The organism is Actinokineospora enzanensis DSM 44649 (assembly GCF_000374445.1).
GTDB lineage: Bacteria > Actinomycetota > Actinomycetes > Mycobacteriales > Pseudonocardiaceae > Actinokineospora > Actinokineospora enzanensis.
The window spans coordinates 58,177-73,429 of the sequence record NZ_KB894431.1 but is presented as its reverse complement, the minus strand read 5'-3'; the positions used below and the strand labels follow the sequence as shown (position 1 = coordinate 73,429).

Genomic DNA, 15,253 nt, shown 5'->3' with positions numbered 1-15,253 from the left:
GGGGTGGGTGATGCGGGGTGGGAGGGCGGGTGAGGTGACGTGGGGCGGGAGGGCGGGTGATGTGATGCGGGATGGGAGGGCGGGATCAGGGGGCGGCTTCGTAGACCCGGGTCCCCGCGAAGTGGGTGGCAAGGACCCGCGTCGACGCGAGTTCGGTCGCGTCCACCGTGAAGGGGTCGCGGTCCAGGAAGACGAAGTCGGCCGACTGCCCGACACGCAGCCTGCCGGTGACCTCCCCGAGCCCCATCGCGTCGGCGGCGCGACCGCTGACCGCGGCGATCGCCTCCTCGCGGGTGATCGCGTGGTTCGCGCCCAGGGTGCCCGGGAACCGGCCGGTGGGGTCCTGCCTGGTGACCAGGCCGTGCACGGCGTGCCAGGGGTTCGGCGACTCGGACACCGGCCAGTCGCTGCCGACGGCCAGGTGCGTCCCCAGGTCCAGCAGCTCGCGGTTGGGCTGCAACCCGGCGAACACCTCGGCGGGCAGCACCGACTCCAGCGCCTGGGGGATGACGCCGGGGAACCAGATGTACGGGGAGATCTCCGCGATGACGTCGAGCGCGGCGAGGCGGGGGCGGTCCGGCGTGGTGATGAACTGGCCGTGCGCGATCTGGACGGGCACCCGCGAACCCTCGCCACGCACCCGTTCGACGGCATCGAGGACCGCACGCACCGCGGCGTCGCCCGCGCAGTGGATCTTGACGCCGACGCCGTGCCGCTCGGCGGTGCGCAGCCAGCCTTCGAGCTGTTCCGGTGGCAGCAGTACGGAGCCGAAGTGCTCGTGGCTGCCGACGTACGACTCCAGGAACGCGGCCGTGCGCGTCGGCGGGACCCCGTCTAGGAAGATCTTCGTCCAGGTGGGACGGTGATGGTCCGAGGCGAACGGCGGTGCCTGCTCCAGAAGCGGCTCGCCGAAGGGCTCGGTGCCGCGGATGGTGTCGTTGACGAGCATGCTGGAGACCACCCAGGCGTGCAGCCGCCCTTCGTCGTCCAGCTTCCGCAGTCCGCGCAGCATCTCCAGGGTGGACGCGGCATCCTGGAACGCGGTGACACCGTGCTGGGCCAGCAGTTCGATCCCCCGCTCGCTACAGCGCGCGAAGTACTCGTCGTCCGGCAGCCCGCCCGCGATCCTGGCGCGCTCGATCGGGGCGCCCGCTCGCTCCAGCAACAACCCCGTCAGCTTCCCGTCCGCGTCCCGGATGAACCGCCCGCCCCGCGGGTCGACCTGCGCGTCGAAGAGTCCGGCCAGGTCCATGGCCGCCGAGTTGGCCCAGGTGTTGTGGCGCGAGTCGTCCACGAGAAGCACCGGACGATCACCGGTCGCCGCGTCGAGCAGCCGCAGCGGACCGCCGGTCGCGAGCTCGTCGGCGAGGCCCGATCCCCAGGCGCCACCGACCACCCACTCCCCCGCGGGCAGCTGCGCCGCGTAGGCGCGCACGTCCTCGACGATCTCCTCGATGCTCGCGGTCGGCGCGAACGAGAGGCGGAACAGGTCTTCCTCACCGGCGAGCGAGTGGTGGTTGTGGGCGTCGACCAGGCCGGGGAGCACGACGCCGTCCCGGTGCTCGACCAGCTCCGCGCCCGGGGTCGCGGACAGCACATCGGCCAGGGTTCCGATCGCGGTGATCGTGCCGTCCGCCACGGCCATCGCCTGAGCGGTCGGTCGCTGCTCGTCGAGCGTGTACAGGGTTCCCGTCACGATGTACCGATCGGGCAAGGATGTGGTCATCGACTTTCCTTTGCTTCGTAACGGAAGCGCCCGCCGACCATGGTCGCCAGCACGCCGATCTCCTTGATGCTGTCCGGGGAAACCGCGAGCGGGTCGTCGTCGAGCACGACGAGGTCGGCGAGCCTGCCCGGCACCAACGTGCCTTTCCGGTGCTCCTCGTGCACCGCGTAGGCGGAACCGAAGGTGTAGGCCCGGAGTGCCTGGGCCGGGGTCAGGGCTTCCGCCGGTCCGATGGGGACACCGCTCGCGGTGCGCCTGTTCACCATGTCGTGCAGGGACAGCAGCGGCTCTCCGGGAACCACCGGCGCGTCGGTGGAACCGGGTAGCTCGACACCGGCGTCGACGAAACTGCGCATGCGGTAGGCCTGTTCCGCGCGTTCCGGGCCGAGAGCGGAGCGGATTCCGTCGCCGATCTCGGAGAGGAAACGCCCCTGCGGAACCGGGATATGTCCACTCGCGACGATCCGGCGCACCTGCGCTTCGGACGAGACCGCCACGTGTTCCAGCCGGTGCCGCGCGTCCGGTCGAGGCAGGTGCCGCTGGCCTTCCTCGTACGCGTCCAGCACCAGGTCCAGCGCGCGGTCGCCGACGACGTGGGTGGCGATCTGCCACCCGTTCACGTGGGCCGTGACCAGCAGATCCCGCAGCTCCTGGTCGCCCCAGCGGAGGAAGCCCGCGTTGCCCGGACTGTCGTGGTAGTCGTGACACATGGCGCCGGTGCGCCCGATCATGGAGCCGTCGCTCATGATCTTCACCGGCCCCAGCCGCAGCCACTCGTCGCCGAAACCGCTGCGGATGCCCAGGTCGATCCCCCATCCCTCACCTGTCCCGATATCACCGATCCCGTGCAACGCGTCGATGTACGGCATGAGGGTCAGCCGGGTGTGCAGGAGACCGCGCTCGCGGGCGGTCTGGTACGCGCGGACGTCCGCCGGGGAGTTGCCGATGGCGGTGCCCGCCACGCCGGGTTCGCTCACGCTGGTGATGCCGTGCCGCAGGCACCACGCGGAGGCCGCGGCGAGGCCGTCGACGAGGTCGTCCTGGGCGACCGGGCGCAGCACGTGCGTGACCAGGTCCATCGCCTGCTCCAGCAGCAGGCCGTCGAAGTCCCCGGCGGCGTCCCTGCCGAGCCTGCCCCCGGACGGCGGCGTGAGCGCGGCCGGGTCCGGGTGACCGGCCCGGCGCAGCGCCTCGGTGTTGACCACCGCCATGTGGTGGGAGGCGTGCAGCAGGTACACGGGACGGCCGCCCGCGATCGCGTCGAGGACCCGCAGTCGGGGGTGGTGGCCCCCGAGCTTGTTCTGGTCGTAGCCGCGCGCGAGGACCCAGGCCCCGGCGGGCTGCCGGGCGGCGAACTCCCTCACCACCCGGTAGAGGTCGTCCAGGGTCGGTGCCGCGGCCGGGGTCACGTCGAGCTGGACCATCTCCAGGCCCACCGAGGAGAAGTGGAAATGCGCGTCGTTGAACCCGGGTACGACGCACTTCCCGCCCAGGTCGATCCGCTCGTTCGCCTGGACACCGTCGAGCTCGCCGTCCAGGCCGACGACCCGGCCGTGGTGGATCCCGACCCGCTCGGCGTGCGGACGGTCCGGGTCGACGGTGCGGACCCTGGCGTTCTCCAGAACAGTGTCTATGCGCATGGTCGTCTTTCGGGAAAAAGGGCCGGAACTGCACCTGGCGGTTCAGCAGGCGCCCATCTTGCGACGAGTTGGGCCATGCCACACAATGCTCGTTATGCACCGGACCCATGCCTGCGAGGCATGATCTCCATGGAACTACGCGTGGTGAAGTACTTTCTGGCCATCGTCGAGGAAGGTTCCGTGACACGCGGCGCCGCCCAGGCCCGGATATCCCAACCGGCCGTATCGCGCCAGATCGCCGCGCTCGAACGGGAGCTGGGCACGCCGCTGTTCGAACGCGGGAAAGGCGCGGTGAGCCTGACACACGCGGGCCGGAGATTCCTCCCCCTGGCCGAGGACCTCGTCCGGCGCGAGGCCGACGCCCGCAAGGCGGTCAACCCGACGGACATCCAACAGCTGAGGCTGGTCATAGTCACCCAGACACCGAGCCCCACCAGGGCGATCGGCCCCTTCACCGCACAACACGGGGCGAGCCTCCCGCTGGTCGACACCATCGAGTGCCGCCCGGCGGAGGTCTACGACACGCTGCGCGCCGAGTCCGCCGACCTGGCCGTCGCCACGGTCGCGCCACCGAGCGGCCTGGTCTCGAAAAGGCTGTGCGACATCGGGCTCACGGTGCAGGTGGTCCGCGGCCACGCGCTCGACGGACGGGACTCCGTGGAGGTCCGGGAACTGGTCCACCACCACCCGCTGATCCTGATGGACCGGGGTTTCTCGGCCCGCACCGCCTTCGACGAGGCCGTCGCCCGCAGTGACGCCCAGGTCACCGACCCCATCGTGCTGCGCTCGACAGTGCTGGCCCAGGCCCACGCCGCGTCCGGCCGCGGCGCGGCGGTACTGACCGACGCGCCGACCGCGGGCATGCACGCGGCCAGACTGACGGTCGACGGCGCGCAGGTCCGGCTGACCCTGTACGGAGCCTGGGAACGGACACACTTCGCCGCCGACGCGATCGAGCACTGGGTCGACCGGTTCACCACGTGGTTGTCCCACCTGCCGGATGTCGAAGAACTCAGGAACTCCCCGCGCACCTGAGAAAGAATGCCCACCGCACGTGCTTCTTTCCTTACCGCACAACGGTGACCGTGCGAGCCCACGGACCTCACGCCGGTTGGATGAGGCGGCTTTCGTAGGCGAAGATCACGGCCTGGATCCGGTCGCGGAGTTCGAGTTTGTGCAGGATTCGGCCCAGGTGGGACTTCACGGTCGCCTCCGCGAGGCCCAGGCCTGCGGCGATCTCGGCGTTGGACAGGCCGGAGCCCACCTGGACGAGCACCTCGCGCTCACGGGCGCTGAGCCTGCTCAGCCGCTCGTCGCGAGCGCGGGCGGCGGCGTCGGGGATGTGTGGGCGGAACTTCTCCAGCAGGCGGCGGGTGATGCGCGGGGAGACCACCGCGTTGCCCTCGGCCACGGTGCGGATCGCGGTGAGCAGTTCCTCGGGTCTGGCGTTCTTCAGCAGGAAGCCCGAGGCCCCGGCCTTGAGCCCGGCGAAGGCGTACTCGTCCAGGTCGAAGGTGGTGACGATCAGGACCCTGGTCTGCGGGCAGGTCCGGACGATCTGCCGGGTCGCCTCGATCCCGTCGGTTCCGGGCATGCGGACGTCCATCAGGACGACGTCGGGGCGCAGGTCGGCGGCCAGGCGGACGGCGGCGGCGCCGTCCTCGGCCTCGCCGACCGGGGTCAGGTCCGGCTGGGCCGCCAGGACCATACCGAACGCCATCCGCAGCAGTGCCTCGTCGTCGGCGATCAGGACGCGGATCGTCATGTGGACGGGCCCGCGCCGAAGAGGAGGCGGGTGTGGACTCCCCAGCCGCCGCCGGGAAGCGGTCCGGCCAGCACCGTCCCCCCGTAGTCCGCCGAACGTTCACGCATGCCGGTGATGCCGTGCCCGGAGTGGGTGACGAGGGCGGTCGGCGGGCCGGTGTCCGTGACCTCGACCGTGACGGTCTCGGCCGCGCACTCGATCCGGACCTTCGCGTGGGTGCCGGTGGGTGTGTGCTTGAGGGTGTTGGTCAAGGCTTCCTGCACCAGGCGGTAGACGGTCAGTTGCGCGGTCGCGGGTATGTGCGTGTGGCCGCCGTCGATGTCGAGGTCGGTCGGGAGCCCGGCAGCGCACATCTGACCCGCGAGGGCCGCCAGTTGCGCGATGCCGGGCAACGGGTGGCGCGCCGCGTCCGGTTCGTCGGTGCGCAGCACACCGAGTGAGCGCCGCATGTCGGCCAGTGCCTGTCTGCCCGTCTCGGCGACCTGGAGCATCGCGGTGGTGGCCTTGTCCGGCGCCCGGTGCTGCGCGTAGACGGCGGCGTCGGTGAGCGCGACCATGACGGACAGGTTGTGGGTGACGATGTCGTGCATCTCCCTGGTGATCCGGGCTCTCTCCTCGGCGACGGCCCGTTCACGCACGGCTTCCAGGTAGGCACGGGTGGTCCGGTCGTTCACCCCGAGGACGGCCGCGGCGACGACCATCGCGGTGACCGCGGCGAGCGGGGTCAGGAACGCGCCATCCGTCGCCCAGCGCAGGCAGGCGAGGACGGCCCCGATCTCCACGATGACGACCGCGACGACCGTGACGCGCCTGCCCGAGTTCGCGGCCACCGTGTAGAGCGCCACCAGCAGGGCGATGTCCGCGGGCAGCTGGACGTCCACCAGCCACTGCACGACGGCCGCGGCCACCACCGCGCCGAACACCGTGAGCGGGGCCCGGCGCCGCCACACCAGCGGCAGCGCGAGAGCGGTGGTGAGCGCGACGGCCACCGGCAACTCCGCGGGTGTCCACATGGTCAGGACGTTCAGCAGGAGGAGCGCGGGCAGCAGCGAGTCCCCCACCGCCTGCGGCAGCCGGGACGTCCAGTGCCGCTCGGTCATCACAGGACGATGGTAGGTCGACGGCCCGCCGCGCGCATGAGCCCGACGTCTGACGGTGGCGAGCCGGATTGCGACCACGGTAGGAGTCCCGATACGTCCCGTGGTCGTAGTCCGGCCGCCGATCCGGGGTGCTCGACTGCCACCGGGGACGGCAGCGGGAGCACGTCCGGGGAGCGATGTGGGCGCGCGGGTCCGGCACCGAATATGGCCTGGTGACCGACATCATCACGGGACTGAACCTGTCCCCACTGGAAATCCTGACGTTGCTCGGCGCTGTGGCGCTGGTAGTGGCGCGCTGGCTGCCCGCCGCTGCCCGACCACGCGTCACCATCGTGGCGGGGGCGGTGTTCCTGCTGTCCGCGATCCTGCTCTGCGTGACGGGGATCCGTTGGCAGCTGCTGCCGGTGCTGGCGGCTGCGGCCCTCGCGGCGCCGTTCGCCATCTCCCCGCTGGTGCGCGACCGGGCTCGGCGGGCCCGCTGGTGGCTGGCGTTGCCGGGTTCGGTGGCCTGCGTCTGCCTGATCACCACGGCCCCCGTGGCGGCGTGGGCTTTCCCCGTCCCCGTCTTCCCGGAGCCCTCCGGCGACTTCGCGGTCGGTACCCGCGTGCTGCAGTGGACAGACCCGGACCGCCCCGAGACCTTCACCGACGACCCACAGGACCGCCGCACGGTCGTGGCCCAGCTCTGGTACCCCGCGCGCAACAGCCCGGCGGACGCCCCGCGCGCCCAGTACCTCGGACGCACCGAGGACGAAGCACGCACCGTCTCCGCGGCACTCGCGGGCGGCGTCGGCCTGCCGGGTTTCCTGTTCGACGGCGTTCCGCGCGCCCGTACCCACTCGATTCCCGACGCCCCGGTGGCGGCCGACGGAGGACGGTTCCCGATCGTGCTGTTCTCGCCGGGGTCCAGCGGAGTGCGCACCCAGAACACCGCGTGGGCGGAGGAACTCGCCAGTCACGGCTACGTGGTCGCCGCGCTCGACCACCCGTACGACTCCGCCGCCGTCGTCCTCGCCGACGGCCGCACGATCACCACCGCGACCGTCTCCACCGGCGACCGCGACAAGGACGACAGGCTGGCCGACGACTGGACGGCCATCCGGGCCGCCGACCTCCGCTTCGCACTGACCCGATTGGCGGGTCTCGACCGAGGTGACGGCGCTGACCCGCTCGCCGGACGCCTGGACACCGACCGGGTCGCCGCGACCGGTCACTCCATGGGCGGCGCCGCCGCACTGCAGGCGGCCCGGCAGGACCACCGGTTCGACGCCGTCATCGACCTGGACGGCTACCCTCGCGGCGCCCTGTCCCCCGACCTCGGCCTGCCGATGCTCGCGCTCACCCAGGCCGTCACCCCGGACACCGATCCGCGCTACATGCCGCTGCTCACCCAGGTGCTCGCACGCGGCACGGCGACGAGCTACCGACTCACCATCCCCGGCGCCGCGCACCTCACCTTCACGGACGCTCCCCTGTACCTGCCGCCGGTGTCCTCCATTGTCGGTTCGCTGGGCCGCACCGAAAGCCCGCGCGTCACCGCCGGTGCCAGTCTCGCGTTCCTGGATTCCGTTCTGCGCCACGGATCCGGTGACCTGGCGGGCACTCTGTCGACCTACGGCGAACTCAGCGTGTTCCACTCCGGCAACGGCCGCTGACTCAGTCTGTCGCCATTTGCCCGGCGGATCTTCCATCTCGCCGAGCACGGTCAAGGGGCACGACCGGACAGCGGAGGTTCGCCGCGCCTCGGGACCGTGGTGCTCACGGTCCCGGGGCGAGAAGCTTTCCGCCTCACCGAACGTCTGCGCAACGACCACACGGGCTTCGGCGCATCACGTACGTCTGCAACGGATCCCGCACGCCCCCAGCAGACAGGTTCGGATCACCGTCGAACTCCCGTCCCCCGGTGACCGGATCGGCCCCGCGACCCACGCGTCGGACCAGAGCTGGAGCGGTGGCCGAGCGGGCGGGTTGGTGCGATTCCGGTGGCATGAGGATCTTCATCGCACGTCACTCCCGTCAACAGGCGGAATCGGTGGCAGGCGGTCAGTCCCGGCCGTCCGCACGGACAACGCCGCGTTCGACCATACCTGCGACCAAGCGACGCCCGGCCTCGGGCGGCTCTCCGCGCTCCACGGACGCGTGGACGCCATGACGACGCATGTCCTGACCGACAGGGGTGAGATTGCCTGCTGTGGTCAAGGTCGCCGAGCTGCCCGGGTGCGGACGATGATCTGGACCTTCTGGTAGGCCGGGTTGTCGATCTGGTGGTCCAGCACCGCCTGATCCTCACCGACCGAGACGATGTCGGCCACCTGCGCCCTGCGGACGCCTTGGCCGATGAGCAGGCCCAGTACCGTCGCGCACCGGCGACGGGACAGACGTTCGTTGTAGCCTTCCATCCCCGGTCGGCCCTGACTGCTGGCGAAGCCCCGCAGGATGATCTCGTCGACGCCGTCCACGATGCGGCTGCGAAACTCGATCTGATCATCCTGGTCAGGCAGGAACCGGCCCTGGGCGAGGCGGATCACGACCGCGGGGTCCAGGACCTCCGCCCGGTCCTTGGCGAAGTAGACCTCCTCCATGTGTCGGATCGGCACCCGCAGCCTGGACCGGATGACCAGGGAGAAGGTGAAGAATCCGTCCCCGGACGCCGCCCCCGGGCTCGTGACGGTCCTCGACTGCGAGGTCGACGAGCTGCTTGCGGTACTGCTCTCGCTGGTCGATGTCTGTGACGCGGTCCCGGTGACGGAGCCGCTCTGCTGCGAGCCGAGCTTGCCACCGGCCGCGGCGACCTCCTCGGAGGTCGAACCTCCGACGGTCGTGGCCGTCGTCCCGGTCGTCGCCGTGCCGGTCCGGCCGCCGGTCTCGGTGCCGGAGGTCGTCCCGCTCGCCGTCTGCACCTGGTCGGGGTCGCGATGCCAGCGGAACCCGAAACGCAGGGTGGCCACGTCGTGGTCACCGGCGATCGACCGCTCCACCACCGGCGGATCGACGGTCGTCCGATGCTGTGGGAGCGTGAACATCAGACCGCCCGACGGCGGTGACAGCGACAGTCGCCCGTCGTCGGCCACCTGGAAGGTGATCGCCTGGCCGCCGCCCGCGGCAACTCCCCCGCCATGGGCGGTCCAGTAGCCCGATGAGACTCCCATCGAGATCACGCCGTTGCGTACCCCGGGCGCGACGTCCATCTCCCCTGGCTGGTCGGACAGGTCGAGTGCGGTTTCGTGGCCGGTCATCCATGCCCACGGCGCGAACCACACCTGGGCGCCCGCTTCTCCCGGCTCGTTCAACTGTGGCACCGGGATGTTCCTCGCCCGCTGGACGATGACCGCCGCGCCGCGGTCACCCGCATTCGCGGTTACGAGCGAGGTCGCCGCCCGGTTGCCCGCACTGCGCTGCAGGCGTACCACACCCGCGGTCGTGAGCGGCCCTCGCCCGTCATCGTGGGTGGTCTTCGGCGCGGCCTTCGGGTCGTGATGGTCGTGGGCGGGGCCGCACTCCGTGATCTCGTGGGCAGGCATGGTGATTCCTCCTCGGTGTCGCGACCGTGTTACCGGAGTGGGCACGAACGGAGAGGAGCCCGCCGGTCGGACATCCGGCTGACTCTGGTTGCCTGAACGCGCAACGCCGGGGACATGTGGTTCCGCGGCGACGCGCCTACACCACGCTTCTCCTGGAGGCCGTCCGGCACCAGGGGAAGTTCGGCTGCCGCCGAACGGGCGACAGGCTATCGTCAGTCGCGATCGAGAGGAGCTGACGACCAAGGTGGCGCGTCTTCATGTTGGCTGCGCGATGTGGACCCACAAGACGTGGCCTGGGCGGTTCCTGCCGTCGTCGCTGCCTGCCAAGGAGCGGCTGCGGGCCTACGCGGGCTGGTGCAACGCGGTCGAGGGCAACACCACCTTCTACGCGACCCCCGCACGGAAGACCGTCGAAACCTGGGCGCAGCAGACCGATCCCGACTTCCGGTTCGTGGTCAAGCTGCCCAAGGTCGTCACGCACGAGCGCCGGTTGGTCGGTGTCGAGCGCGAGATGCGGGCGTTCCTGGACGCGATCGAACCCCTCGGTGACCGGGCGGTCCTGTGGACCCAGCTGCCCGGCTCGTTCGGCCCCTCGGACGTCGACGCCCTCGGCCGCTTCCTGCGCAGGTTGCCCGCCGACCGCAGGCGGGCCGTGGAGGTGCGGCACCCCGGTTTCTTCTCCGAGGCGGGCTCGACGTCGACGCTGGAGGCTGTACTCGCGCACGCGGATGCCGAGTGGGTGCCGTTCGACACCACGGTCTTCTTCCAAAGCCCGCCGACCAGCGAGGCCGAGCAGGACGCCTGGGTCAAGAAGCCCCGGCTACCGCGGCGGACGCGGGCGTTGACCGACCATCCGATCGTCCGGTATCTGGGTCGGGACTCGGTCGAGGATACGGTCGAGGGGTGGCGGCCGTGGACCGCGGTGGTCGCCGAGTGGCTGCGCGAGGGCCGGTCGCCGACCATCTTCCTGCACACTCCCGACAACGACGACGCGCCCGCGCTCGCCCGCCGGTTCCACGATGACGTGCGGGCGCTCGTGCCCGACCTCGACGCACTGCCCGAGCCGGACCCGGTCGAGCCCGCGACCCTGTTCTGAGCGGTGTCTCGGCTGCTCGGCCGACGGCCGGATGCTCCATTCGATCCATCCGCAGTGGGCATGGGCGACCTCTCCGTCCAATCCGGGAATCTACAGTGGATTCGCCCGGGTGCGCCTAACGTCCCATGAGCAGCGTCCGACCGGCCCGCAACAGGCGTGGAACCATTGGTACGGCAGGGTGACGGGCATTCCGGACACCCGCCGCCGCATGTGATCGTTCGCTCATCCGATCTCGAAAAGGGGAGTCGATGAGGAAATCAGCAGCATCGGCCGCGGCCGTGCTCGCCGCGGCGGCCGTGGTCGTCGGAGCGGGCACGGCGAGCGCGGGCATCTGGGGCACCGGCTACGAGGGCCCCTGGACGGCACAAGCACCGTGCGACAGCTTCTCCGACGCCGTCAACGACCCGCCCTACTACTACAGCTACGACTGCTCCTACTACGCGTCCGACCCGCAGGGGATCAACCGCGGGGCCGGTTGGTACTACTGGTTCCGCCAGGACATCCGCTAGTAGCGTGTCGCTGCTGGACCGGAGGTCCACACGGCTGGGCCGTGTGGACCTTCCCGCGGCGCATGCGCGGTCCGAGATCGGGCTCAGTTCGTAGCGTTGGCCGTGCCGCGTGTGCCGAGCGGGGTGATCAGTAGCGCGGTGACGAGGAAGACCGTCGCCAACACACCCCAGCCGAGCATGCCCTGCGCGCCGGCCAGCCAGGCGAACAGTGCCGGACCGAACATCATGCTCAGGTCGAAGCCGGTGTTGAAGAATCCTTGGTACTGCCCGAGCGACTCCTCCGGCGCCAATGCGTAGACGAGCCCCCACGAGCCCGCCGTGTAGCAGACCTCGCCCGCCACGATGACCAACGCCAGCAGCACGACGACACCGACCGCCAGAGGTATACCGGACACCGCTCCCATCACAGGGAACAGCGCTGCCGCGACAGCGAACAGCAAGCCGCCACGCCGCCCGGCGCGCACCGAGGAGTGCATGTCGTTCACGCGGCGGGATGCGGGGATCTGGAGAATCGTGATTCCGACGGTGTAGCTGACCACGGCGACCGACACGATCCACAGTGGAGCGTGCATCCGGGTGGAGACCCACAATGGCAGAGCGATGGTGAGCATGAATTCGGAGAGCGTCAGGACGCCGTTCACGATGGTGAGCGCGGTGAATCTGACGTCCTTGAAGACCACGAGACGGGACCGTCCAGCGTGCTCCGGCCTTGTCGCCTTTTGCGCCTGCTCCGCCGACTCGGCCGACGTCGACAGCCAGACCAACAGACCTGCCACGACGAAGGTGAGTGCCTCGGCCGCGAACCCGAACCGGAAAGCAGGCCTGGAGCCGTCGGCCAGGACGAGTGCACCCAAGCCCAAGCCGATCAGCATGGTGGAGTTGCTCAGGGACTTGACGACCGCGCGATACCGGATCCGGCGCTCCTTGGGCACCGAACGCCCGATCAGTGCGCCGATCACCGCAGCACTCCCCCGGCCACAGATCGTGAGCACACTCAGCAAGATCAGAGCCAACCAGCCCGGAGCGACGATGACGGTCGCGGTGGCCGCACACATCGACCACACCAGGATGGCGTACAGCCGGTGACCGTCGACCCGGTCCGCCAACATGCCCATCACCGGCCCGGAAGCGATGCCGAGCAGCGCCGCGACACTCATCCCGGCACCGTAGGCGACCGGACTCAGTCCGAGATGTCGGATGCAGTACAGGGCGAGTAGCGAATACGACAGTCCCGTGCCCAGAAACAGCACCGCCATGGCCGCCGCCAGCATGCGTTCTCCACGGCCGTGCAACTCATCCACGATTCTCGACAAGCGATCCCCCAGCGTGTCGTGATCATTTCGAGTTCATCCTGGCCGACCCGAGCACCGACCGGACACGGTCCAATGGTCCTCTACGACGCCACCCGCAAAGGCTCCGCGGGCACGCGACGGGCCAGTCGGAGGGTGGCCAGTCCGGCGAGCAGGACGACGATCCCGAGCAGGAGCCAGCCCCACGGGCGCACGGTCAGTACGAGCACGGTGAGCCCGGCCGGACCGACCACCCGTTCCGCCGTCGTGCTCAGGCTGAACGTCGCCAGATACTGCGAACGGCTGTGGTCCGGTGCCAGGTCCATCGAGATCTGCCAGGACGACGCGGCCTGCCACATCTCCGCCACCGTCAGCAGCAGGGCCCCGCCCAGCACCACGATCACCGCGTAGGTGGCGACCGACAGCCAGGAGGCGGCGAGGAACAGCACGCACGCGGCCGCCAGCAGCACCGCGGCGGCGAAGGCCGCCCGCCCGGCCGCGCTGATCGTGGTGATGCGTCTGGTGGCCGGGAACTGCAGCAGTGACACGATGATCGTGTTGACGATCAGCGGGGTGGCGGCGAACCCGGGCGGGATCGTCGGGTTGGCCAGGATCCACAGTGGCAGCAACACGTTCAGTGTCGTGACGTGCAGGCTCAGCACGGTGTTGAGCGCGGTGAACGCGAGGTAGCGCCGGTCCTTGAACGCCCACTCGCGCCTGGTTCGCACGGCTCCGACCGCGTCCGGGGCGGATCGCACCCGGGTCAGCATGCCCGCGCAGATCACGTAGAACAGGGCCACCATGGCGATCGCCGAGTAGTACACCGGGCGACTGTTCGCCGTGATCGCGAACCCGGCGACCAGCCCGCCCGAGGCGTACCCGATGTTGCGCACCGACCTGATCACGGCCAGCAGCCCGATCCGACGGTCCTGGTCGGCCACGTCGGCCACCACGGCCTGGCCGATGGCGCCCGCGGTCCGGTCGGCGATCGCGGTGAACACCACCACGATGATGAAGGTGGTGAACGTGCCCGCCAGTGCGTAACAGGAGTATCCGACCGCCCGCCACAGGTTCAGGCAGATCAGTGTGCGGCGCGCGCCGAACCGGTCGCCGAGCAGTCCCATCGGGATGGTGAGCACGAACCCGACCAGCCCGGCCACCGACAGGCCGAGCGCGTACTGGGCCGCCTCCAGACTGCCCATACGGGTGAAGAACGCCGCGCCGATCGCCAGGAAGAGACCGGACCCCAACGAGTCAGCCAGGCAGCTGAACACCAGGATGCGCTCCGAACGGCTGCTCGCGCGCAGCGAGTCCGCCGAGCGCCGCACCGCACCGGTCAGCTTCTCAGTCAGCATCGGACTCACCGACCACGAACCGCACCGCGCGCACGGCCTGCTGCGCGGTGGCCAGCGCCTCCTCGGCGGTGTCGCCGACAGCCCAGACCCAGGCGGGGCGCGCGCTGGAGGAGGTGATGCCGGACAGGAAGTCCCCCGCGCTCTTGCGAACCGTCACCTCGCGCACACCGGGCCGGTCCCGGGCCTCCTGCTCGCCGCACACCTCGGTGATCTTGCCGGTGGTGTCCGGTGTGGCGTACCAGATCGCCGCGTACCGACCCGTCGCGGCCTTGTCCACCTGGCCGCGCAGGTCCTCCAGCGCGGGCAGGCCGAGGGACTGCCGCGCCAGCGCGGGCACGATGTCCACCTCGCGGGCGCCTGCCAGCAGGTACGGGATGCGGTCGCCGCCCTGCCGCAGGTGCGTCTCGACGATGTGCACCCCGTCCTCGGTGGCGATGACCTCGGTGTGCGTGACGCCGTGGCGGATCCCCAGCGCGGTCAGCGCGGCGACGACCGCCGCGCCGATCCGCTCCGCGCGTTGCTCGCTCACCGGCGCGGGCAGCACGTGTCCCAGTTCCACAAAGGTGCCGGGAAGCAAATACTTCTTGGTGATGCACAGGGGAAGGTGCTCGCCGTCCTCGCTGAAGCTCTCGACGCTGAACTCCTCGCCCACGTGGAACTTCTCCACCATCACCTTGCTGCCGCCCAGTTCCACCGCCCCCGAGCGCGCCCGGTCCAGACACGCTGCGATGTCCTCGGCGCGGTCGAGGCGTACCACGCCGTGGCTGCCGACCCCGTCGACGGGCTTGCAGATCAGCGGGTAGCCCACGCGCTCGGCGAAGGCCACGATCTGCTCCGGCGTCGGCGAGTCCAGGTAGCCGGTGCGGTCGACCCCGTGCTCGGCGAGGCGTTCGCGCATCAGGCGCTTGTCGTCGACCGCCCGCACCGTGTCCGGCGGGTGCCAGGGCAGGCCGAGCGCGGCCGCGATCGCGGCGGCGGCCTCCTGGCCGGTCTCGTTGAAGCAGACGATGCCGTCGACCGGCTCCCGCTCGTGGATGAACCGCCCGACCGCCACCCACTCCGCGAGCGGCGTGCCCTCGGGGAGCACGAACACCCTGCGGTGTTCCTCGGTCTTCGGGTGCTTGCGCGCGTCGGCGGGCAGGCACAGCACCGAGGTGCGCAGCTCGGTGCGCAGTGTGCGGGCGAACTCGATGATCTCGCGCTCGTCGCCGAGCACCAGCAGGTGCATCGGACCGTCTGGCATGGACTGCAC

At 70.4% G+C, this 15,253-nt stretch carries 12 protein-coding genes; 4 read left to right on the top strand and 8 right to left on the bottom strand.

What is annotated here, in order from left to right; all coding sequences use genetic code 11:
• Positions 1 to 85: 85 nt before the first annotated feature.
• Positions 86 to 1,726: an amidohydrolase gene (locus tag C503_RS0127865; protein ID WP_018685509.1), complete on the bottom strand. Its 1,641-nt coding sequence runs from the start codon at positions 1,724 to 1,726 to the stop codon at positions 86 to 88.
• On the bottom strand, positions 1,723 to 3,366 hold the full coding sequence (locus C503_RS0127860; RefSeq protein ID WP_018685508.1) for an amidohydrolase: 1,644 nt from the start codon (positions 3,364 to 3,366) through the stop codon (positions 1,723 to 1,725). Before C503_RS0127860 ends, C503_RS0127865 begins: the two co-directional genes overlap by 4 nt.
• Before the next feature lie 120 nt (positions 3,367 to 3,486).
• Between C503_RS0127860 and C503_RS0127855 the strand changes: the two genes are divergently transcribed.
• Complete coding sequence (locus C503_RS0127855; RefSeq protein WP_018685507.1) at positions 3,487 to 4,401, top strand: LysR family transcriptional regulator; 915 nt, start codon at positions 3,487 to 3,489, stop codon at positions 4,399 to 4,401.
• Positions 4,402 to 4,468: 67 nt separating this feature from the next.
• Here C503_RS0127855 and C503_RS0127850 read toward each other — a convergent pair whose 3' ends face one another.
• A complete protein-coding gene (locus tag C503_RS0127850) occupies positions 4,469 to 5,131 on the bottom strand; it encodes a response regulator transcription factor (RefSeq protein WP_018685506.1) in 663 nt (220 codons plus the stop codon).
• Positions 5,128 to 6,231, bottom strand: coding sequence for a sensor histidine kinase (locus C503_RS0127845; protein WP_018685505.1), 1,104 nt, complete (start codon positions 6,229 to 6,231; stop codon positions 5,128 to 5,130). The genes C503_RS0127850 and C503_RS0127845 overlap by 4 nt, the downstream gene beginning before the upstream one ends.
• Positions 6,232 to 6,443: 212 nt before the next feature.
• Between C503_RS0127845 and C503_RS0127840 the strand changes: the two genes are divergently transcribed.
• Complete coding sequence (locus C503_RS0127840) at positions 6,444 to 7,886, top strand: alpha/beta hydrolase family protein (protein ID WP_245572600.1); 1,443 nt, start codon at positions 6,444 to 6,446, stop codon at positions 7,884 to 7,886.
• A 540-nt stretch (positions 7,887 to 8,426) separates the two neighbouring features.
• Here the strand turns inward: C503_RS0127840 and C503_RS0127835 are convergent.
• A complete protein-coding gene (locus tag C503_RS0127835) occupies positions 8,427 to 9,752 on the bottom strand; it encodes an OmpA family protein (RefSeq protein WP_026316767.1) in 1,326 nt (441 codons plus the stop codon).
• Between the two features lie 271 nt (positions 9,753 to 10,023).
• Between C503_RS0127835 and C503_RS0127830 the strand changes: the two genes are divergently transcribed.
• Both C503_RS0127830 and C503_RS0127825 read left to right on the top strand, forming a co-directional pair.
• The gene (locus C503_RS0127830; RefSeq protein ID WP_018685503.1) at positions 10,024 to 10,848 is read left to right on the top strand and encodes a DUF72 domain-containing protein; all 825 of its coding nucleotides are present in this window, start codon (positions 10,024 to 10,026) and stop codon (positions 10,846 to 10,848) included.
• A gap of 248 nt (positions 10,849 to 11,096) precedes the next feature.
• Positions 11,097 to 11,357 carry a hypothetical protein gene (locus tag C503_RS0127825; protein ID WP_156893569.1) on the top strand — a complete coding sequence of 87 codons (261 nt, stop codon included), beginning with the start codon at positions 11,097 to 11,099 and terminating at the stop codon, positions 11,355 to 11,357.
• Positions 11,358 to 11,440: 83 nt separating this feature from the next.
• On the opposite strand, the gene C503_RS0127820 is transcribed toward C503_RS0127825, so the two are convergent.
• From C503_RS0127820 to C503_RS41135, 3 genes are all read right to left on the bottom strand, one after another.
• Positions 11,441 to 12,628, bottom strand: coding sequence for an MFS transporter (locus C503_RS0127820; protein ID WP_018685501.1), 1,188 nt, complete (start codon positions 12,626 to 12,628; stop codon positions 11,441 to 11,443).
• Positions 12,629 to 12,750: 122 nt separating this feature from the next.
• Positions 12,751 to 14,001, bottom strand: coding sequence for an MFS transporter (locus C503_RS0127815; RefSeq protein WP_018685500.1), 1,251 nt, complete (start codon positions 13,999 to 14,001; stop codon positions 12,751 to 12,753).
• Positions 13,991 to 15,244 carry an ATP-grasp domain-containing protein gene (locus C503_RS41135; protein ID WP_156893568.1) on the bottom strand — a complete coding sequence of 418 codons (1,254 nt, stop codon included), beginning with the start codon at positions 15,242 to 15,244 and terminating at the stop codon, positions 13,991 to 13,993. Before C503_RS41135 ends, C503_RS0127815 begins: the two co-directional genes overlap by 11 nt.
• Positions 15,245 to 15,253: the final 9 nt, after the last annotated feature.